Source organism: Erwinia pyri (assembly GCF_030758455.1).
GTDB classification, from domain to species: domain Bacteria; phylum Pseudomonadota; class Gammaproteobacteria; order Enterobacterales; family Enterobacteriaceae; genus Erwinia; species Erwinia pyri.
In genome coordinates this window covers 1055575-1075855 of the sequence record NZ_CP132353.1, presented here as the reverse complement: position 1 = coordinate 1075855, position 20281 = coordinate 1055575, and the positions used below count along the sequence as shown (strand labels likewise).

The following is a 20281-nucleotide window of genomic DNA, read 5'->3' as shown; positions in this document are numbered from 1 at the left end:
GCAACGAAATCAGAAGTTTTCGTTGGTTTCGCTGGTTTCATCCTTCTCTTCAGCCGTGGCAACAAAGTCAGGCTTGGTATCTGGATTACTCATCAGCGTGGCGCGCAGTTTGGCTTCAATCTCAGCAGCTACGGCAGCATTCTCTTTCAGGAAGTTACCGGCATTGGCTTTACCCTGACCGATTTTGTCGCCATTGTAGCTGTACCAGGCACCCGCTTTTTCAATCAGCTTGTGCTTGACGCCCAGGTCAACCAGCTCACCGTAGATGTTGATGCCTTCACCGTACATGATCTGGAACTCAGCCTGCTTAAATGGCGCAGCAATTTTGTTCTTGACCACTTTCACGCGGGTTTCGCTACCTACTACTTCGTCGCCCTCTTTGATAGCGCCGATACGGCGAATATCAAGACGTACCGAAGCGTAGAACTTCAGCGCGTTACCGCCGGTGGTGGTTTCCGGGTTACCGAACATCACACCAATTTTCATACGGATCTGGTTGATGAAGATCAGCAGGGTATTGGAGTTTTTCAGGTTACCGGCCAGCTTACGCATCGCCTGGCTCATCATACGTGCCGCAAGGCCCATATGTGAGTCACCGATTTCACCCTCGATCTCTGCTTTCGGCGTCAGCGCCGCTACGGAGTCCACGATGATCACGTCTACCGCACCTGAACGCGCCAGCGCATCACAGATTTCCAGCGCCTGCTCACCGGTATCCGGCTGAGAGCAGAGCAGGTTGTCGATATCCACGCCCAGCTTCTTGGCATAGACCGGGTCAAGCGCATGTTCAGCATCGATAAACGCACAGGTTTTACCTTTACGCTGTGCAGAAGCGATGACCTGCAGCGTCAGCGTGGTTTTACCTGAGGATTCTGGTCCATAGATTTCAACAATACGGCCCATCGGCAAACCGCCGGCACCCAGTGCGATATCCAGCGACAGGGAACCGGTAGAGATAGTCTCTACGTCCATCGTGCGGTCTTCACCCAGGCGCATGATGGAGCCTTTACCAAACTGTTTTTCAATCTGGCCGAGCGCTGCTGCCAGTGCTTTTTGTTTGTTTTCGTCAATAGCCATTTCTACTCCTAATCACGCGGGGTAAAGCACACGTTAACGCGGCTCTGCATAAATCAATCTGGGGCTAATTATACTGTATAGTCATACAGTATCAAGCTTAATTTTCGAGAAAATGATCCTGTAGGATAAGCAGCGCATGGGCCGTGGCCTGACGGCGAACAGCCTCTCTGTCGCCCGCGAAAACCTGGCGCTGCGCCAGCGTTTTCTTACCCTCTGCCGCAAAGCCAAACCAGACTGTACCGACCGGTTTTTCAGACGAGCCACCATCCGGCCCGGCGATACCACTGACCGAGAGAGCGTAACCAGCTTTCGCCTGCTTTAAGGCACCTTCAGCCATTTCACGTACCACCTGCTCACTCACCGCGCCATAGCTTGCCAGCGACGCCTCGTTAACGCCAACCAGGCCCTGCTTGGCCTCATTGCTGTAGGTGACGAAGCCCCGTTCGAACCACTGGGAACTTCCGGCGATATCAGTCAGCACTTTCGCAATCCATCCGCCGGTACAGGACTCAGCGGTGGTCACCGTCGCCTTGCGCTGCAGCAGCGACTGCCCTACCTGCTGGCTAAGCTGCATCAACTCGCTGTCCGTCATCGTGGCCTCCTGAATAATGGATGCAAAGTATAGCATTTTTCCCGCAGCGCCGTGCCGGATGGCGCAGATTTACGAGACGCATTCCAGTACAAATCTGCCGGTCAGCGCTTCTGCGCCACCATAAACAGCCGGGGAAAAGGCATCAGTACGTTGCCATCCTGACGGAAAGGGTAAGCTTTTCTTAGCTCATTGCGATACTGCAACAGAAATGCCTCCTGCTCCTGATCATCCAGCCGCGTCAGGAAGGGGCGCAGGCCGGTTGCCCGAAGCCACTCCACCATCGCCTGATGTGAGGGCATCACGTGATAATAAGTTGTTCGCCAGATATCCACCTTACAGCCTGCCCGAGTTAACAGGTCGTAGTAATCTTCCGTTGTAAGCAACCGGGTTCGTTCTGCCGCGCTGGTGCCCGTTTTTGCTGACCAGGCCACGCTGCCGGCCACTTTGCGCATCAGACTGTGCGTAGGCTGGTCAAGGTTATCAGGCATCTGAACGGCCAGAACACCGCCAGAAGCAAGCTGGGTAACAAGATGGGGGAAAAGCTGCTGGTGATCGTTCAGCCACTGTAAAGAGGCGTTGGCATAGATCAGATCCTGCGGCACCGGAGCCTGCCAGTGACGGATATCAGCCTGAATAAAATCACAGTCTGGTAGCCGCCTCAACGCCTGCTCAAGCATCGCCTGAGAGCTGTCCAGCCCGGTAATGTGCGCCTCGGGCCACGTCTGAAAAAGCAGCTCGGTACTGTTTCCGGGACCACACCCCAGGTCGGTGGCATAGCTGACATTGCGGCGGGGAATGCGGGAGAGCAGTTCAGTAGCAGGGCGAGTCCGTTCAGCCTCAAACTGACGATAAAGATCGGGATTCCACTCTTTCATGTTTTCCTCTTTATAACGATCGTACTGCTCTTTTACTGTAGAGGATAATTGATGAGTTTACTCTCCCGTCATGGGGAAGAGCAGCGAGTTTGCCGCTCTTCCCTGCCCGCCTTAGCGTGCGTCCCGCACGGCCAGCCCCAGTTGCCAGACCGCCATTGCGTAGTGATTGCTGTGGTTGTAGCGGGTGATGGCGTAAAAGTTAGGGAGTCCGAACCAGTACTGATAGCCGGTACCCATATCAAACCGCAGCAGGCTGACCTGCTGATTGCCGTCGAGCTTCAGCTCAGGCTGGAAGCCGCCAGCCGCCAGAGAGGAGACGGTATAGCGCGTTTTGAAGCCGGTTTCCCAGGTTGTTGATGGACCGGTCGCCGGGACGGCTACCGTGCCGTTCTTCACCCAGCCATGGGCGCTGAAGTAGTGAGCCACGCTGCCGATAGCATCGACCGGATCCCAAAGATTGATGTGTCCGTCGCCATTAAAATCTACCGCATAGCTTTTAAACGAAGAGGGCATGAACTGCCCATAGCCCATTGCGCCTGCATAGGAGCCACGGAGGTCCAGCGGATCATCGCCCTCTTCTCTCGCCATCAGCAGGAAGGTTTCCAGCTCTGCGCTGAAGAAATCGGCCCGACGAGGGTAGTTAAAGGCCAGCGTGGAGAGCGCATCGATAATGCGGGTTTTGCCCATGACGCGGCCCCAGCGCGTTTCCACGCCAATAATGCCAACAATGATTTCTGGCGGCACCCCGTAAGTCTGGTAAGCGCGCTGCAGGGCATCCTGATACTGATTCCAGAACGCCACGCCGTTTTGCACGTTTGACGGGGTAATAAATTTATTACGATAGCGGATCCAGGCACCGTTGGGTCCGGTGGGACCCTGCGCTATCGGTGCCTGACGATCCATCAGCCGGACTACCCAATCCAGGTTTTTAGCCTGCGCCAGCACGTCATGCAGCTGCTGGCGCTGGAAACCATGCTCGCGCACCATTTTATCCACAAAACGCTCGGTGGCGGAGTTATTGGCAAAGTCACCCATTAAAGGATGGTAGTCATGGGAGGGTTCGAGCTGGAAACCGCCGCCGAAAGGGTTTCCCTGCGGCTCAACCGCCTGAGGCTGCTTGTGGCTACTGCAGGCAGTGAGTAACAGCAGAGCGGGAAGAAGTGTGGCCAGATAACGCATTGAATATCCATAGTGCGATGCGAAGAAGTATCGGTCATGTTAAAGCATTGGCCAACGGGAAGAAAAGCGGTTGTTATGTAAAGAACGGGCACTTGCAGGATTGCAGGCGCCCGGATAGCGGCCAGGGCAGAGAGAGAAGTTAAGCCCTTGCGCGCTGGCGAAGCGCGTAAGCCAGCACCACAGCAAAACAGAGCAAAGGCAGGGTATAGGCGGCAGCCGTACTGTAATGGTCAGCCACGGCCCCCATCAGATAGGGCATGATCGCCCCGCCAACAATAGCCATAATCATCAGCGAACTGGCGCGCTTGGTCTGCTTGCCCATATTCTTGACGCCCATTGCAAACAGCGTCGGGAACATGATCGACATAAAGAAGAAGACCGCCACCAGCGCAATAACAGAGACCGTTTCCATCCCTGAAACCACTACGGCACAGAGCACAATGTTGATCGCCGCGTAAGCCACCAGCAGGGTTGCCGGGCGCACGCGCCCCATCAGCCAGGTGCTGAAGAAACGGCCAATCATAAAGCTGACCATCGCCACCGACAGCAGATAAGAGGCGTTCTGATTAGAGAGACTCGCCCAGTGTTCGGTAACGTAATTAATAAAGAACGCCCCGACGCCCACCTGAGCGGCAACATAAAAGAACTGAGCAATGACGCCGCCAGTAAAATGTCCGTGCTGCCACAAGCTTTTCGTGTCACCGCTGCTCTGCTCCTCTTCCTGCGCCCGAATATCCGGCATGCGGGTACGGCCAAAGACAAAGGCAATCACCAGAACCAGGGCGGCAATTGCCACATAGGTGATTTTTACCGACTCCAGCCCTTCGGTGGTGGTGCCCTGCGTGGCGGAGAAGAATAACGAGCCGCCGATCACCGGGCCAATAAACTGCCCCAGGCCATTAAAGGATTGCGATAGGTTCAGACGACGCTCAGCGCCGGAAGGGTCTCCCAGCACCGTGGCGTAAGGGTTGGCCGCCGTCTCCAGGCATCCCAGCCCCAGCGCAATCACAAACAGCGCCAGCAGGAACAGCGTAAAGCTGCCCGCCGCCGCCGCAGGCACGAACAGCAGTGCACCCAGCGCATAAAGACAGAGTCCTACCAGCACCCCGGCTTTATAACCATAGCGATCCATAAAGAAGCCAGCCGGGAGGGCAACCACAAAATAAGCGCCGAAATAGGCGGCCTGCAGCAGGCCCGACTGCGCTTTACTGACGTGCAGCACCTCCTGAAAATGCTTGTTCAGCACGTCCAGCAGGCCATAGGAGAGCCCCCACATAAAGAAGAGCACGGTCACAAGAATAAAAGCCAGCCGGTAATGTGAGACCGCGTTCTGCTTCTGATAAGCCGGCGCAGTCGTTTTATTGACTAACATAATTCGTTCCTCGGTAGCTGTGGCCAGTACAGCGAATAACACCGGCATAAAAAGAGTAGAGGTCAAAGACCCGTTGTTTTTTCAAATCTGCGACTGCAAAGAGAAGATTCGTTCCATCGCGACCCATTTCTCTCCGGGTGGGGTCCAGGGGGTGGGCCGCTGATATCTCCACATCAGCGCCTCCCATTCACGCACTCTGGCATCCTGTGCACTACTGGCAGCAAACTGCGCCGCATCAAAATCAGGGGCGGTTTCCATGATCATCACCAGCCGCGTGCCCAACAGGTAAATCTCCATCTGGGTGATGCCATAACGTTGCAGATGGCGGGTGATTTCCGGCCAGATGTGCTGATGAAGTTCGCGATACTGCTGCTGAAGTTCAGGATCGTCCGCCAGATCCAGCGCCTGGCAATAACGCTGGCCGCCGCTCATGTCAGCGCCCTGTCCAGGTGGGAATAGCCGCCGTCAACCGACAGCCACTGGCCGGTGGTATGTGAAGCGCGTGCCGAGAGAAGAAACACGGTGGTATCCGCAATTTCCTGCGGCGTGGTCATTCTTTTCCCCAACGGGATATGGCTGGTGATCTGCTGTAACTTCTCCTCTGGCCGATCGAACGTCTTGATCCAGCGCTCATACAGTGGGGTCATGACTTCGGCAGGGATCACCGCATTCACGCGGATCCCATCAGCCAGCAGCGCGGCTGCCCATTCGCGGGTCAGCGCCAGCACGCCTCCCTTGGCAGAGGCATAACCGCTGGTATTGCCCTGTCCGGTAAGCGCCGTCTTTGAGCTGATATTGACGATCGCCCCTTTGCTGGCCCGCAGCGCGTCCAGGCAAAGGTGGGCCATCAGGTAGTAATGGATCAGATTCTTTTCCAGCGAACGCACAAACGCTTCCCGTCCAGCCTCCAGCCCGATGCTGTCGTTAACGCCTGCGTTATTGACCAACCCATCAATGCGGCCGAACTGCTGGATCACGCCCTGAACGGCATTGATACAGCTCGCCTCATCCTGTAATTCAGCCAGCATAAACAGCGCCTCCGGCTGATGCTGTCTGAGCCTCTCCATCAACTCAGCAGGCGGTTCACTGTTGCTGATGATGACCGGGATGGCGCCCTCTTCCGCCAGCGTCAGCGAAATGGCGGCACCAATGCCGGAACCGCCGCCGGTGACGATCACCACTCTGTTTTGCAAATGAAGGTTCATATCCCATCCTCTATTCGGTAGATTCGGCAGGCGTTACCTCCAGTGATGGCTGCCTGCTCGCTTAGTGTTAAAGGTGAGAGAGCCTGCTGAACGGATTGCCAGGCATCCTGATACTCCCCCGCCAGCAGACAGACCGGCCAGTCCGATCCCACCATTATTCTTTCACTGCCAAAGGCTTCCAGCGCCGCCTCTACAAAGGGCAACAGATCATTCACGCCGTAACCTGCCGGGCGGGGTTCGGTCAACAGGCCGGAGAGTTTGCAGCTGACGTGCGGCAGCGCCGCCAGTGGCGCAATCTGTTTTGCCCACTGTTGCGCGCCAGCCGCAAGGTCAGGTTTACCCAGATGGTCCAGCACTATCTGGTGGCGGTCGAACCGGGCAGCAAAAAGCGCAGCCTCGGCGAGATGCCGGTGCGTCACCAGCAGATCCCAGACATACTCCTGCTGCTGCAGTGCCTGCATGGCTGGTTTAATCGCAGCCTGCGCCATCCACTCTGCCGGATCAGCTTCATCCTGAATCAGGTGGCGAAAGCCGCGCAGTAAAGGTTGCCCGTTAAAGGCTTCCAGCTGTGGCGACAAGTCCGGCTGCTGTAAATCGATCCAGCCCACTACCGCTTTTATTTCCGGGCTACGTTCAGCCAGCGAGAGCAGCCAGCGCGTCTCTTCCGGCGTTTGCCGGGCCTGCACCGCCACGCTGCCCTGAATCTGCTGTGCGGCCAGCTCTGCTGCCAGCTGTGACGGCAAAAAATCGTGCTTCAGGCGCGCCATCTCCCCGCTAATCCAGCCATACTCCTGCGGCTGGTAACGCCAGAAATGCTGATGCGCATCAATGCGCAGCGTCATCAGGCTGGCTCCAGGGCGCGGAAGCGGTATTGCTCAATCGAGGCGGGAAACATCTCGATAGAGAAACCGGCGTGCTCCGGCGGCATATACGCAGCCCCTTTGATCACGCAGGGATGCACAAAGTGCTCGTGAAGATGATCCACATACTCAATAACCCGCCCCTCATGGGTTCCGGCGATGCACAAATAGTCAATCATCGACAGATGCTGCACGTATTCGCACAGCCCCACGCCGCCCGCGTGCGGGCAGACCGGCAGGTTATATTTCGCCGCCATCAGCATAACGGCCAGAATTTCGTTGACGCCCCCCATCCGGCAGGCATCGATCTGCACCACATCAATGGCGCCGCGCATGATGAACTGCTTGAACATAATGCGGTTCTGACACATCTCGCCGGTGGCCACCTTCACAGGCGCGATGGCTTCCCGAATGCGGCGGTGGCCTTCAATATCATCGGGGCTGGTGGGTTCTTCAATAAACCACGGATCCGCAAAGGCGAGTTTATTTACCCAGGGGATCGCTTCGTCGGTCTCCCACACCTGATTTGCGTCGATCATCAGCTTGCGATCGGGGCCGATCACCTCGCGGGCAATGGTCACCCGGCGGATATCATCTTCCAGATCGCGGCCCACTTTCAGCTTGAGGTAGTCGAAACCGGCATCGACAGCTTCCTGACAGAGACGGCGCAGCTTGTCGTCGGGATAGCCCAGCCAGCCCGCTGAGGTGGTATAGCAGGGATAGCCTTCAGCCAGCAGCGTTTGCAGGCGCTGCTCTTTGTTATCCGCCCGCTGACGAAGCAGCGTCAGCGCCTCCTCCGGCGTAATGCAGTCGGTGAGATAGCGGAAATCGATGCAGCGCACCAGCTCTTCAGGCGACATGTCAGCCACCAGTCGCCACAGCGGTTTGCCCTCCGCCTTGCTCCACAAATCCCAGACGGCGTTAACCACCGCGCCCGTAGCGAGATGGATGGCACCTTTGTCTGGCCCAATCCAGCGCAGCTGGCTGTCGCTGGTAAACGAGCGCCAGAACGCCCCCATATTGGCGGTCATCGCCGCCAGACTCTGCCCCACAACCAAATGTTCGAGCGCGTGAATAGCCGCACAGCAGATCTCATTTCCCCGGCCAATAGTAAAAGTCAGCCCGTGGCCGCTTAACCCGACGGTATCGGTTTCTAAAATCACGTAGGCTGCTGAATAATCGGGGTCAGGATTCATCGCATCCGATCCATCCAGAGAGAGGGAGGTCGGAAAACGGATATCTTCCACGCGCATGGCGGTAATCGTTGTCATAAGAGCGTCCTGTAAGATCTGGCTTTAAGCCTGAATAGTTTTCTGGCGCTGTTCACCCAGCCCCTCAATTCCCAGCCGGATCTCCTGCCCGGCGCGAAGGTAGACCGGCGGCTTCTGCCCCATCCCTACGCCCGGCGGCGTACCGGTGGAGATCACATCTCCGGGTTGCAGGCTCATAAACCGGCTGAGGTAGCTGATGATTTCTGGCACGGTGAAAATCATGGTGCTGGTGTTGCCCTGCTGATAACGTTTGCCATCCACCTCCAGCCACAGATTCAGTTTATTCGGCTCGGGGATCTCTTCTGCCGTCACCAGCCACGGCCCAAGAGGACCGAAGGTGTCGCACCCTTTGCCTTTATCCCAGGTTCCGCCCCGCTCAATTTGAAATTCACGTTCCGAGACATCGTTAATCACGCAATAACCGGCAACGTGCGAGAGCGCTTCAGCTTCGCTGATGTAGCGACCTCCCTTACCAATCACCACGCCCAGCTCCACTTCCCAGTCGGTTTTTTGCGAGTCGCGGGGGATTTCTACATCGTCATTCGGGCCGACGATAGCACTGGTCCATTTGCTGAAAACCACCGGCTCTTTGGGGATCTCGGCTCCGGTTTCTGTCGCATGGTCGGCGTAGTTCAGGCCGATACAGATGAATTTCCCGACGCTTCCCACGCAGGCGCCCAGTCGCGGATTTCCCTCAACCAGCGGCAGCGAAGCCAGGTCAAGCTGACGCAGTTTATTCAGCGATTCGGGCAACAGGACCTTGCCACCTATATCGTCAACCACGCCGGAGAGGTCGCGTAGCTTTCCCGCTGCATCGATGGCGCCCGGACGCTCTTCTCCTGGCTGGCCGTAACGTAATAATTTCATCCTTACTCCTTTCAACAGACTGTGGGTGGCTTAGTTGCTCCAGCCACCATCAATAACGTGGACGGCGCCGGTGGTGTAAGCACTGGCATCAGAGGCCAGATAGAGCGCCAGCTGGGCAATCTCCTCCGTTTTGCCGATGCGGCCTATCGGTTGGCGGGAGACAAATGCCTGATAAACCTCCTCCTCGCTTCGCCCCTCCGCCTTTGCCTGAGCGGCAATACGCTGATGAAGCGAAGGGGATTCCACCGTACCCGGGCAAATGGCGTTGCAGCGGATACCCTGCGAGACATAGTCCGCAGCCACTGATTTTGTTAATCCGATCACGGCAGCTTTCGAGGCGCTGTAAGCGAAGCGGTTCGGCACCCCTTTAACGCTGGAAGCCACCGAAGACATGTTGATGATTGACCCTTTTTTCTGCATCAGCATCGCTGGCAGAAAAGCTCTTACGGTATGGAACATGGCGGTGACGTTGAGGTCGAGGGCGAACTGCCACTCCTGCTCGCTGCAACTGAGGATATCGCCGCTGTGTACCACGCCAGCGCAGTTGAACAGCACGTCGAGCGTGCCGACCTCTTCTGCCAGTGCCTGGATTGCCTGCGGACGGGTCACATCCAGCTCCCGGCCGATCACCCCAGGTATCTCATGCAGTTGCGAAAGATTGATGTCCGTGGCGATAACTTCCGCGCCAGCTTGCGCAAACAGGCGGGCGGTATTCAGCCCGATTCCCTGTCCGGCGGCAGTGATCAGCACCTTCTTACCTTGCAAATCCATACGAATTCCTTGCACAAAGGACTAATGGTCAGGCCATTAACGGTGAAAAAAAACGTTTTAAGCGGCGCCCTTTTGCTATGATTCAGGGCAGTTAAGGCTTAAAACGCGCTAATTAATTAACCAATTTTTTACATACTGAAAACAAAGCAGCAAGCAGAATCTCTGCAAAGTGCTGGCTGAATCGCTTAACTAAAAAACCGTCTGGTGAGCCATGCCGATACAAAAATTAGAGAATCCAAGGATTTACCGTCAGATTGCCGATCAGCTGAAACAGCTGATCGCCAGCGGTGAATTTCCGCCTGGCAGCAAGCTGCCTGCCGAACGGGATTTGGCCAGCCAGCTTCAGGTCAGTCGCGCTTCGGTGCGGGAGGCGCTGATAGCGCTGGAGGTTATTGGCCTGGTGGATGTGCGGGTGGGGAACGGCGTGATTGTCTGCCAGCCGCAAGCGTCGCCCTCGGAAGAGCCGGTGATGCAGCAGGCGGGGCGGGATCAGTGGGCGGATCTGGATGACGAGCTGAACATCCAGCTCGATTTCAGCGCGGAGCTGCCGCCTTTCTCCCTGTTGCAAACCCGCCGCCTGATAGAGCCAGAGACGGCGGCCCTGGCGGCGCGTCATGCTTCAGAGGCTGAACTTGAGTTGATTGAGCAGGCTTATGCGCAGAACTGCCGCGATAACCGGCAGGGTTCGGCGACCCATCCTGGCGACAGACTGTTTCATATTCGTATCGCTCAGGCGAGCGGCAACCCCGCTTACGCCTTTATCATTGCCCACCTGCTGGGGCATCGCTACGGCACGATGTTTCGCAGCCTGCAACAGCACTATACGCCGCAGGATATGCCGCATCGCTCTGAGACAGAGCATCTGGCGATCCTGCAGGCTCTGAAGTCACGCGATCCGCGTGCGGCCAAAAAAGCGATGAAAGATCATCTTGATGCGGTGATCGAGATATTCGGACGGGGATAAACAAGGCCGGTATAACCGGCCCTGGCAAGAGCTTAAGGATGGCGTGATGATGCCGTAATTAGCGGCGGTTACGCACCAGTTGATAACGCCGGGTGAGGTACTCCACCGGCGCGCTCCAGATATGCACCAGGCGGCAGAACGGGAACAGCAGGAACAGGGTCATTCCCAGCACCATATGCAGGCGGAAGATCGGTGCCACGCCTTCCAGATGCTGCGAGGCTCCGCCGTGGAACGTCACCACCGCCTGCGCCCAGGCGACCAGCTTCATCATTTCGCTGCCGTCCAGATGCTGGGCGGAGAACGGAATGGTCAGCAGCCCCAGGCAAACCTGCACCACCAGCAGCGTCAGGATCAGAATATCGCCGAAGCTGCTGGTTGCCCGCACACGGGGATTGGTCAGGCGACGTTTAAGCAGCAGCGCCCCGCCCACCAGCGTCAGCAGGCCACAGATCCCCCCGGCGATCATCGCCAGCTTCTGCTTCACGTCGATGGGCAGAAAGGCCTCATACATCCAGTGTGGCGTCAGCATGCCAACAATATGGCCAAAGAAGATGCCAATAATGCCAATATGGAACAGATTGGAGGCCAGACGCATCCCTTTTTTGTCCAGCATCTGGCTGGAGCCCGCCCGCCAGCTGTACTGGCCGTAGTCGTAACGAAGCCAGCTGCCGATCAGGAAAACCGCGCCCGCCAGATAGGGATAGATATCGAAAAAGAACAGAGATAAATAGTGCACGATTACTCTCCTGTGGAACGTGCCGTGGCCTGAGCCACATCCAGATACTGCGGAGCTACCGCCCCGGCGAAGCGGCGCTGATGCGCGGCCTGTTGCGCAGAAGCGCACCCCTGCTCACCCAGAAACTTCACCTGCTCCTCTTCCCAGACGGCGTCCAGCGCAGCAGGCGTATCGTCACGAGCCTCTTGCTCTATCTGCGGCCTGAGCGATTCCGCCTCCACGCCGCTGGCGGAAAGCGCAATCAGCGCCTCAAACAGCAGCGCATAAGGGGTACCGCGCTGCTGCAGGCGCGCGGCCAGCAACGCCAGAATCGGGGCGATATCCTGCAAACCGCCACGCGCCCGCTCAGCGGACCCGCTGCCAAGATATTCCAGGTAGAGCGGCAGATAGTCCGGCAGCTCTTTTGCATCCAGCTCCAGGCCGTCGGCGCGGTACTGATCCAGCAGATCGACCATCGCCTGACCGCGATCGCGTGATTCACCATGCACATGCTCAAACAGCAGCAGCGAGGTGGCGCGACCACGGTCAAACAGCTCACAGTACTCCGCCTGCACATCCAGCAGAGGACGCGCGCAGAAGGTTTCAATAAACGCTGTCAGACGAGCGACCTGTTCCGTTGCCAGCTCCGGCGCGCTTTGCAGCACTTCAACCAGCTCAGCATGATGATCAAAAAGATCCCGATCCGGGTAATCCAGCAGGCGGCCAATAGCGCGTAAAACGATCATGAGCGATCCTCCTGCGGCGGCGTTTTACGGCCGATATCGATGGCATCAATCCGGCGGCTGTTGAACAGGTTGAATTTGCTGTCGCTGCCGTGGCAGCCATCACCGAAGCTGAAGCCGCAGCCTTTGCTTTCGGGGAAGGCTTCCCGTGCCAGCTCGCGATGGCTGGAGGGCACCACAAAACGATCCTCATAGTTGGCGATCGCCAGATAGCGGTACATCTCCTGCGCCTGCGCTTCCGTTAAGCCAACCTGCTCAAGGGCGCGGGTATCGCTCTGCCCTTCTACCGTCTCCGCACGCTTGTAGTGGCGCATCGCCAGCATGCGTTTCAGCGCCAGCAGCACTGGTGCGGTATCGCCAGCGGTCAGCAGGTTTGCCAGATACTGCACCGGAATACGCAGGCTTTCGACATCCGGCAGCACGCCGCTGTGGCCCAGCTCGCCCGCATCGGCAACGGACTGGATCGGGGATAATGGCGGCACATACCAGACCATCGGCAGCGTGCGGTATTCCGGGTGCAGCGGTAAGGCGAGCTTCCACTCCATCGCCATTTTATAGACCGGCGACTGCTGCGCGGCGTCAATCACGCTTTGCGGAATACCCTCTGCCAGCGCCTGCTCAATTACCGCCGGGTCATGCGGGTCGAGGAAGATTTCCAGCTGACGCTGATAGAGATCCTGCTCGTTCTCCGCGGAGGCGGCCTGCTCAATGCGATCGGCGTCATACAGCAGTACGCCAAGATAACGGATGCGCCCCACGCAGGTTTCTGAACAGACGGTGGGCTGGCCCGCTTCAATACGCGGATAGCAGAAGATGCATTTCTCTGACTTGCCGCTCTTCCAGTTAAAGTAGATTTTTTTGTAAGGGCAGCCGGTCAGGCACATGCGCCAGCCGCGGCATTTATCCTGATCGATCAGCACGATGCCATCTTCACCGCGCTTATAGATGGCGCCGCTTGGGCAGGTCGCCACGCACGCCGGGTTCAGGCAGTGTTCACACAGGCGCGGCAGATACATCATGAAGGTGTTTTCAAACTGCCCGTACATCTCTTTCTGAATGTTGTCGAAGTTCTTGTCCGCCGAGCGTTTAGAGAACTCGCCGCCCAGGATCTCTTCCCAGTTCGGGCCGTTTTCAATCTTCTTCATGCGCTGGCCGGTGATCAGCGAGCGGGGACGCGCAATCGGCTGATGCTTACCCGCCGGTGCGGTGTGCAGATTCTGATAGTCGAAATCAAAGGGTTCGTAATAATCATCCAGCGCTGGTACGTCCGGGTTGGCAAAGATCTTCGACAGCAAACCAACGCGGCTGCCCATGCGCGGCTCCAGCTTGCCGTTGATTTTGCGGATCCAGCCCCCTTTCCATTTCTGCTGATCCTCCCAGGCATGGGGATACCCCACGCCCGGTTTACTCTCTACGTTGTTGAACCAGGCATACTCCATCCCTTCCCGGCTGGTCCAGACGTTTTTACAGGTCACGGAACAGGTATGGCATCCGATGCATTTGTCCAGGTTCAGCACCATGCCGACTTGCGAACGAATTTTCATGGCTGACTCTCCTGCTGGCTGCCCTGGCAATCGTCGGTGCCTTCACCGTCTAACCAGTCAATGTTGTTCATTTTTCTGACAATCACGAACTCGTCGCGGTTGGAGCCGACGGTGCCGTAGTAGTTGAAGCCATACGACTGCTGCGCATAGCCGCCAATCATATGGGTCGGTTTCGGGCAGGCGCGGGTGACGGAGTTATGAATACCGCCGCGCTGGCTGGTGATTTCTGAGCCCGGAATGTTCACGATGCGCTCCTGCGCGTGGTACATCATGGTCATGCCAGCCGGAACACGCTGGCTCACCACCGCACGGGCGGTCAATGCACCGTTGGCGTTAAACGCCTCAATCCAGTCGTTATCTGCAATGCCTAACTCCTTCGCATCCTCTTCGCTCATCCAGACAATCGGGCCGCCGCGTGACAGCGTCAGCATCAGCAGGTTGTCGCTGTAGGTGGAGTGGATGCCCCATTTCTGGTGCGGCGTCAGGAAATTCAGCGCCTTTTCCGGGTTACCGTTAGGCTTCTGATTCAGCAACGGTTTTGCCGCGCGGGTATCGATTGGCGGGCGGTAGACCAGCAGGCTTTCGCCGAAGGCACGCATCCACTCATGATCCTGATAGAGCTGCTGGCGACCACTGAGCGTTCGCCACGGGATCAGCTCATGCACGTTGGTGTAGCAGGCGTTGTAAGAGACGTGCTCATCTTCCAGACCTGACCAGGTGGGGCTGGAGATAATTTTGCGCGGCTGCGCCTGAATATCGCGGAAGCGGATCTTCTCATCCTCTTTATTCAGCGCCAGATGGGTATGATCCCGTCCGGTGATAGCGCTCAGCGCCTGCCAGGCCTTGACCGCTACCTGACCGTTGGTTTCGGGTGCCAGCGAGAGGATCACTTCCGCCGCATCAATCGCCGTAGCAATATTCGGTCTGCCGGCTGCCGGGCCATCCGCCTTGACGTAGTTAAGCTGTTTGAGGAAATCGACCTCAGTCTGCGTATTCCAGCTGATCCCTTTTCCGCCGTTGCCAAGCTTGTCCAGCAGCGGTCCCAGCGAGGTGAAACGCTCGAAAGTAGCCGGGTAATCACGCTCCACCACCATGATGTGCGGCGCCGTTTTACCTGGGATCAGCTCGCACTCCCCTTTTTTCCAGTCCCTGACGTCGAACGGCTGCGCCAGCTCAGCCGGGGAGTCGTGCTGCACCGGCAGCGTCACCACGTCCGTCTCCTGGCCCAGGTGGCCGACACAGAGTTCAGAGAAGGTTTTAGCAATGCCTTTGTAGATTTCCCAGTCGCTTTTCGACTCCCAGGCGGGATCGACCGCGGCGGAGAGCGGATGAATAAACGGATGCATATCCGAGGTATTCATGTCGTCTTTTTCATACCAGGTCGCGGTTGGCAGCACGATATCGGAGTAGAGGCAGGTGCTGGACATGCGGAAGTCCAGCGTCACCACCAGATCCAGCTTGCCTTCGCCGCCCTGCTCCTGCCACTCAACCTCTTCCGGCATGACGCCGCCCTGCACGCCCAGATCTTTGCCCTGGATACCGTTCTCGGTGCCGAGCAGATATTTGAGCATGTACTCATGCCCTTTACCGGAGGAGCCAAGCAGGTTGGAGCGCCAGACAAAGAGGTTTCTCGGGAAGTTCTGCGGATTGTCCGGCTGTTCGGCGGCAAACCGCAGCGAGCCGTTCTTCAGGCTTTCAACGGTGTATTCCACCGGCGAGAGGCCAGCCTCCCGCGCTTTGGCGGCCAGGTGAAGTGGATTGCTGTCCAGCTGCGGCGCGGAAGGCAGCCAGCCCATGCGCTCAGAGCGCACGTTAAAGTCAATCAGGCTGCCGCTGTAGCGGCTTTTATCCGCCAGCGGTGAGAGCAGCTCTTCGGTGGTAACCGCCTCATAACGCCACTGGCTGGAGTGGTTATAGAAGAACGAAGTGCTGTTCATATGGCGAGGAGGACGCTGCCAGTCGAGCGCGAACGCCAGCGGGGTCCAGCCGGTTTGCGGCCGCAGTTTCTCCTGGCCGACATAGTGCGCCCAGCCGCCGCCGCTCTGCCCGACGCAGCCGCAGAACACCAGCATGTTGATCAGGCCACGGTAGTTCATATCCATGTGGTACCAGTGGTTCATCCCGGCCCCGACGATAATCATTGAACGGCCATGGGTGGTTTCCGCATTTTGCGCAAACTCGCGGGCAATACGAATGATGTTCTGCCGCGATACGCCGGTGATCTGCTCTGCCCACGCGGGGCTGTAAGCTTTCACTTCATCGTAATTTTTCGCGCAGTTATCATCTTCCAGCCCGCGATCCAGCCCGTAGTTTGCCAGCGTCAGGTCATAAACGCTGGTCACCAGCCCTTCGCTGCCATCGGCCAGCCTGAGGCGTTTCACCGGCAGCTTGTGCAGCAGGATCTCTTCCAGCGCCACGCTGTTGAAGTTTTCGCTGGCGATGCCGCCGAAATAGGGGAAGCCGACCTCAACCACTTCGTCGTGGCTGCCCAGCAGGCTGAGCTGCAGCTCCACTTCCCGCTGCGTTTTGCCTTCGCGGGATTCCAGGTTCCATTTGCCCTGTTCGCCCCAGCGGAAACCGATAGATCCCTGCGGCGCCACCAGCTCGCCATCGGCCTGGTTGATCGCCACGGTTTTCCATTCAGGATTATTTTCCTGGCCCAGACCGTCCACCAGATCGCTGGCGCGGAGCTGGCGACCGGCGGCGTAGAAACCACCATCGCGCGGCTCCAGCAGCACCAGCATCGGCATATCGGTATAGCGGCGGACGTAATCGCGGAAATAAGGCACTTCGCGCTCGAGGTGGAACTCTTTAAGCATCACGTGGCCCATCGCCAGCGCCATTGCGCTGTCGGTGCCCTGTTTGGGATTCAGCCACTGATCGCAGAGCTTGGCGACTTCAGCATAATCCGGGGTGATCGCCACCGTTTTTGTGCCTTTGTACCGGACTTCGGTGAAGAAGTGCGCATCTGGCGTACGGGTCTGCGGCACGTTAGAGCCCCAGGCGATGATGTAGGACGAGTTATACCAGTCGGCAGATTCCGGCACGTCGGTCTGCTCGCCCCAGGTCATTGGCGAAGCGGGCGGCAGGTCACAATACCAGTCATAAAAACTCAGGCAGGCGCCGCCAATCAGCGAGAGATAGCGGGCGCCAGCGGCATAGGAAACCATCGACATAGCCGGGATCGGTGAGAAGCCCACAATGCGATCCGGCCCAAAGGTTTTGGCGGTGTAGATATTAGAGGCGGCAATCAGCTCGTTGACTTCCTGCCAGCTTGAACGAACAAAGCCACCGCGCCCACGAGCCACCTTGTAGCTTTTCGCCTTCTGCGGATCGCTGACGATAGATCCCCAGGCCACCACCGGATCGCTGTGTTCCGCTTTCGCTTCACGCCAGAGCTTAATCAACTTTTTGCGCATCAGCGGATATTTCAGCCGGTTAGCGCTGTAGAGATACCAGGAGTAGCTGGCACCGCGTGGGCAGCCGCGCGGCTCATGGTTTGGCAAATCGGGACGGGTGCGGGGATAGTCGGTCTGCTGGGTTTCCCAGGTGACCAGGCCATTTTTCACATAAATTTTCCAGCTACAGGAGCCGGTGCAGTTCACCCCGTGGGTAGAACGCACAATTTTGTCGTGCTGCCAGCGGCTGCGGTAGCCATCTTCCCAGTCACGATTGCTGTTAAGAGTCTGGCCATGATTGCCAGAGAAAGGTTCCGCCAGCTGCTTGAAGTAGCGAAACCTGTCGAGAAATTTGCTCATCCGAAATTCTCCTTAAGAGGTAGAAGGCGTTCAGCCCGCCGCCGCGGGCTCAACATCAGGCTGCTTTTTTACGGCCATACACCAGCCAGGTGATCGCTACGCAGAGCAGGTAAAACGCCAGGAACACTTTCATTGCGCCTGCCGGGGAGCCGGTCATCGCCAGCGACATGCCAAACATTTGCGGAATAAAAAAGCCGCCAGCGGCACCAATGGCGGAAATAAAGCCCAGTGCAGCAGAGGTTTCGGTTACGGCTTCGTGCTGCGCGGCAGCCTCGCTTCCGCCCTGCGCCTTTACGCGCCCCAGGGTATTTTTGCGGAAAATCACCGCAATCATCTGGAAGGTCGATCCGCTGCCCAGCCCGGCATTGATAAACAGCACCATAAAGACGCTGTAAAACGCGATAAACGAGCCAGCCTGCCCCTCTCCCGGCAGCGTCATAAACAGCAGGCCGCTGAAGAAGGTCATCACAATGAAGTTGAGCAGGGTGACGCGTACGCCGCCAAATTTGTCGGAGAGCATGCCGCCTGCAGAACGGGCCAGCGCCCCTAAAAATGGCCCAAAGAAGGCATATTTCAGGATCACGATGTCAGGAAACTGCGTTTTAGAGAGCATGGCAAAGCCGGCTGAGAAACCGATGAAAGAGCCAAACGTCGCCAGATAGAGCACTGCCATAATCCACAGATGAGGCCGCTTCAGTACCGGCAGCTGCTCACGCAGAGAGGATTTTGACGAGGCGATATCGTTCATGCCAAACCAGGCCAGCAGCGTCCCGACGATCAGGAACGGCACCCAGAGCCAGGCCGCATTTTCCAGCCAGATGATCTCGCCACTGGCGGCGGTTTGCGCACCGCCGCCGAAGGCACTGAAGATGCCAAAGGAGATGGCCAGCGGTGCCAGGAACTGCATCACGCTGACGCCAAGATTCCCCAGGCCACCGTTGATACCCAGCGCGCCGCCCTGCCTGGCGCGTGGGAAAAAGAAGCTGATATTGCCCATGCTGGAGGCAAAATTCGCACCGGCACAGCCGCACAGCAGGGCGATAATCATAAAGATGGAGAACGGGGTGCGGGTATCCTGCACGGCGAAGCCCAACCACAGGCAGGGGATCAGCAGAATAGCGGTGCTGAAAGCCGTCCAGCGACGCCCACCAAAGATAGGAATAACAAAGGAGTACGGTACGCGCAGCAGCGCACAGGCTACGGAAGGCAACGCGGTCAACAGGAAGAGTTGTTCCGTGGTAAAGTCAAAACCCACTTTATTGAGGTTAACGGCAACCGCGCTGAACAGCATCCAGACGCAAAAAGCGAGCAGCAGGCAGAAAACGGAAATCCACAGATTACGGCTGGCGATCCGCTTGCCGTGCTGTTGCCAGAATTCGGCGTTTTCAGGCTGCCACTCCTGGATCACCGTCCCGCCTTTCAGGGGCATAGAAGAAGTTTGTGACATCTTGGGGTTCTCATCGACAGAAGGATATTGCCGCCATCCTGCTGATCCCCGGTTCGTCTGAGGTTGATGCAAATCAACCAGACGGCAGGTAATCCCGCTCTTCCCCTCTGCCGGGAGCCTTAAGAGGTAGAGGAAAGAGTGAAAATAACCGGTTGTTAATTAATATCTTTTTTATGATTTCGCTGAACCTTACTTAACCGGTTGTGTGCGGCGGAAATTAGTGATTACCTCTTAAGTGGTATAGGGATCGTCCTGGCAATCCGTAGAATAGCGCCGGTACCCTTTTCTACCCGCAAGCCATTCGCACCAGCCAGAAGGATTAACGCCGTGAAAGAAGAAGCCGCCACGATATTACTGATTGACGATCACCCGATGCTGCGCAACGGGGTAAAACAGCTGATAGAGCTGGATGACCGTTTACAGGTGGTGGCGGAAGCGGGCAACGGTACCCAGGGGGTTGCGCTGGCGGGCGAGCACGATCCGGATCTGATCCTGCTGGATTTAAACATGCCCGGCATGAACGGGCTGGATACGCTGGTGCAGCTGCGGACGATCGAGCTTTCCGGCCGCATCGTGGTGTTCAGCGTCTCCAATCACGAGGATGATGTGGTCAACGCCCTGAAGCGCGGTGCTGATGGCTATCTGCTGAAGGATATGGAGCCGGAAGAGCTGCTGAAATCACTGCATCAGGCCGCGGCGGGACAGATGGTGCTGAGCGAAACGTTAACCAACGTGCTGGTCGCCAGCCTGCGGGAGAACCGCCCAACGGAGGAGCGGGATATTGAACAGCTCACCCGCCGCGAACGCGATATCCTGAAACTTATTACTCAGGGCATGACCAATAAAGCGATCGCCCGCAAGCTCTCTATTACCGAAAGCACCGTTAAGGTGCACGTTAAGCATCTGCTGAAAAAAATGAAGTTAAAATCGCGGGTTGAAGCTGCCGTCTGGGCTTTACAGAGCGGGCATCAATAATAACCTGTGAGATAATCCCTGCCATAATTAATTCAGGCGCTGGAAATTAATATCGCTGTTTACTTT

Annotated in this window: 18 protein-coding genes; 2 read left to right on the top strand and 16 right to left on the bottom strand. The window is 57.3% G+C overall.

The window, feature by feature from the left end; all coding sequences use genetic code 11:
- Nucleotides 1-9 precede the first annotated feature (9 nt).
- From recA to Q3V30_RS04965, 11 genes are all read right to left on the bottom strand, one after another.
- A complete protein-coding gene (gene recA / locus Q3V30_RS05015) occupies nucleotides 10-1077 on the bottom strand; it encodes a recombinase RecA (protein WP_306211064.1) in 1068 nt (355 codons plus the stop codon).
- 97 nt (nucleotides 1078-1174) lie between these two features.
- Entirely contained in the window at nucleotides 1175-1669 is a 495-nt protein-coding gene (gene pncC, locus Q3V30_RS05010) for a nicotinamide-nucleotide amidase (RefSeq protein ID WP_306211062.1), read from the bottom strand.
- Nucleotides 1670-1770: 101 nt separating this feature from the next.
- Nucleotides 1771-2544 carry a trans-aconitate 2-methyltransferase gene (tam, locus tag Q3V30_RS05005; protein ID WP_306211060.1) on the bottom strand — a complete coding sequence of 258 codons (774 nt, stop codon included), beginning with the start codon at nucleotides 2542-2544 and terminating at the stop codon, nucleotides 1771-1773.
- Nucleotides 2545-2655: 111 nt separating this feature from the next.
- Nucleotides 2656-3723, bottom strand: a complete 1068-nt coding sequence (gene mltB / locus Q3V30_RS05000) for a lytic murein transglycosylase B (protein ID WP_306211058.1) — start codon at nucleotides 3721-3723, stop codon at nucleotides 2656-2658.
- A 139-nt stretch (nucleotides 3724-3862) separates the two neighbouring features.
- A complete protein-coding gene (gene fucP, locus Q3V30_RS04995) occupies nucleotides 3863-5095 on the bottom strand; it encodes an L-fucose:H+ symporter permease (protein ID WP_306211056.1) in 1233 nt (410 codons plus the stop codon).
- 81 nt (nucleotides 5096-5176) lie between these two features.
- Nucleotides 5177-5527, bottom strand: coding sequence for an L-rhamnose mutarotase (locus tag Q3V30_RS04990; RefSeq protein WP_306211054.1), 351 nt, complete (start codon nucleotides 5525-5527; stop codon nucleotides 5177-5179).
- Nucleotides 5524-6300: an L-fucose dehydrogenase gene (locus Q3V30_RS04985; RefSeq protein WP_306211052.1), complete on the bottom strand. Its 777-nt coding sequence runs from the start codon at nucleotides 6298-6300 to the stop codon at nucleotides 5524-5526. The genes Q3V30_RS04990 and Q3V30_RS04985 overlap by 4 nt, the downstream gene beginning before the upstream one ends.
- The gene (locus tag Q3V30_RS04980; protein ID WP_306211050.1) at nucleotides 6297-7142 is read right to left on the bottom strand and encodes an amidohydrolase family protein; all 846 of its coding nucleotides are present in this window, start codon (nucleotides 7140-7142) and stop codon (nucleotides 6297-6299) included. The genes Q3V30_RS04985 and Q3V30_RS04980 overlap by 4 nt, the downstream gene beginning before the upstream one ends.
- On the bottom strand, nucleotides 7142-8431 hold the full coding sequence (locus Q3V30_RS04975) for an L-fuconate dehydratase (protein WP_306211048.1): 1290 nt from the start codon (nucleotides 8429-8431) through the stop codon (nucleotides 7142-7144). Before Q3V30_RS04975 ends, Q3V30_RS04980 begins: the two co-directional genes overlap by 1 nt.
- 24 nt (nucleotides 8432-8455) lie before the next feature.
- Nucleotides 8456-9298 carry a fumarylacetoacetate hydrolase family protein gene (locus Q3V30_RS04970; protein ID WP_306211046.1) on the bottom strand — a complete coding sequence of 281 codons (843 nt, stop codon included), beginning with the start codon at nucleotides 9296-9298 and terminating at the stop codon, nucleotides 8456-8458.
- A gap of 30 nt (nucleotides 9299-9328) precedes the next feature.
- Nucleotides 9329-10069 carry an SDR family oxidoreductase gene (locus Q3V30_RS04965; protein ID WP_306211044.1) on the bottom strand — a complete coding sequence of 247 codons (741 nt, stop codon included), beginning with the start codon at nucleotides 10067-10069 and terminating at the stop codon, nucleotides 9329-9331.
- Nucleotides 10070-10280: 211 nt separating this feature from the next.
- Here Q3V30_RS04965 and Q3V30_RS04960 point away from each other — a divergent pair, with 211 nt between their 5' ends.
- A complete protein-coding gene (locus Q3V30_RS04960; RefSeq protein WP_306211042.1) occupies nucleotides 10281-11033 on the top strand; it encodes a FadR/GntR family transcriptional regulator in 753 nt (250 codons plus the stop codon).
- A gap of 58 nt (nucleotides 11034-11091) precedes the next feature.
- Here the strand turns inward: Q3V30_RS04960 and narI are convergent, their stop codons facing one another.
- The 5 genes from narI to Q3V30_RS04935 are packed head-to-tail and all read right to left on the bottom strand — an operon-like array spanning nucleotide 11092 to nucleotide 19240.
- Complete coding sequence (narI, locus tag Q3V30_RS04955; RefSeq protein WP_306211040.1) at nucleotides 11092-11769, bottom strand: respiratory nitrate reductase subunit gamma; 678 nt, start codon at nucleotides 11767-11769, stop codon at nucleotides 11092-11094.
- 2 nt (nucleotides 11770-11771) lie between these two features.
- Nucleotides 11772-12494 carry a nitrate reductase molybdenum cofactor assembly chaperone gene (gene narJ, locus Q3V30_RS04950; RefSeq protein ID WP_306211038.1) on the bottom strand — a complete coding sequence of 241 codons (723 nt, stop codon included), beginning with the start codon at nucleotides 12492-12494 and terminating at the stop codon, nucleotides 11772-11774.
- Nucleotides 12491-14035 (bottom strand): nitrate reductase subunit beta, encoded by a 1545-nt coding sequence (gene narH, locus Q3V30_RS04945; RefSeq protein ID WP_306211036.1) that lies wholly within the window; start codon nucleotides 14033-14035, stop codon nucleotides 12491-12493. The genes narJ and narH overlap by 4 nt, the downstream gene beginning before the upstream one ends.
- A complete protein-coding gene (locus Q3V30_RS04940) occupies nucleotides 14032-17793 on the bottom strand; it encodes a nitrate reductase subunit alpha (protein WP_306211034.1) in 3762 nt (1253 codons plus the stop codon). Before Q3V30_RS04940 ends, narH begins: the two co-directional genes overlap by 4 nt.
- Nucleotides 17794-17848: 55 nt before the next feature.
- Complete coding sequence (locus Q3V30_RS04935) at nucleotides 17849-19240, bottom strand: NarK family nitrate/nitrite MFS transporter (protein WP_306211032.1); 1392 nt, start codon at nucleotides 19238-19240, stop codon at nucleotides 17849-17851.
- 327 nt (nucleotides 19241-19567) lie between these two features.
- Here Q3V30_RS04935 and narL point away from each other — a divergent pair, with 327 nt between their 5' ends.
- Nucleotides 19568-20215, top strand: coding sequence for a two-component system response regulator NarL (gene narL / locus Q3V30_RS04930; protein WP_306211030.1), 648 nt, complete (start codon nucleotides 19568-19570; stop codon nucleotides 20213-20215).
- The last annotated feature ends 66 nt before the right edge of the window (nucleotides 20216-20281 follow it).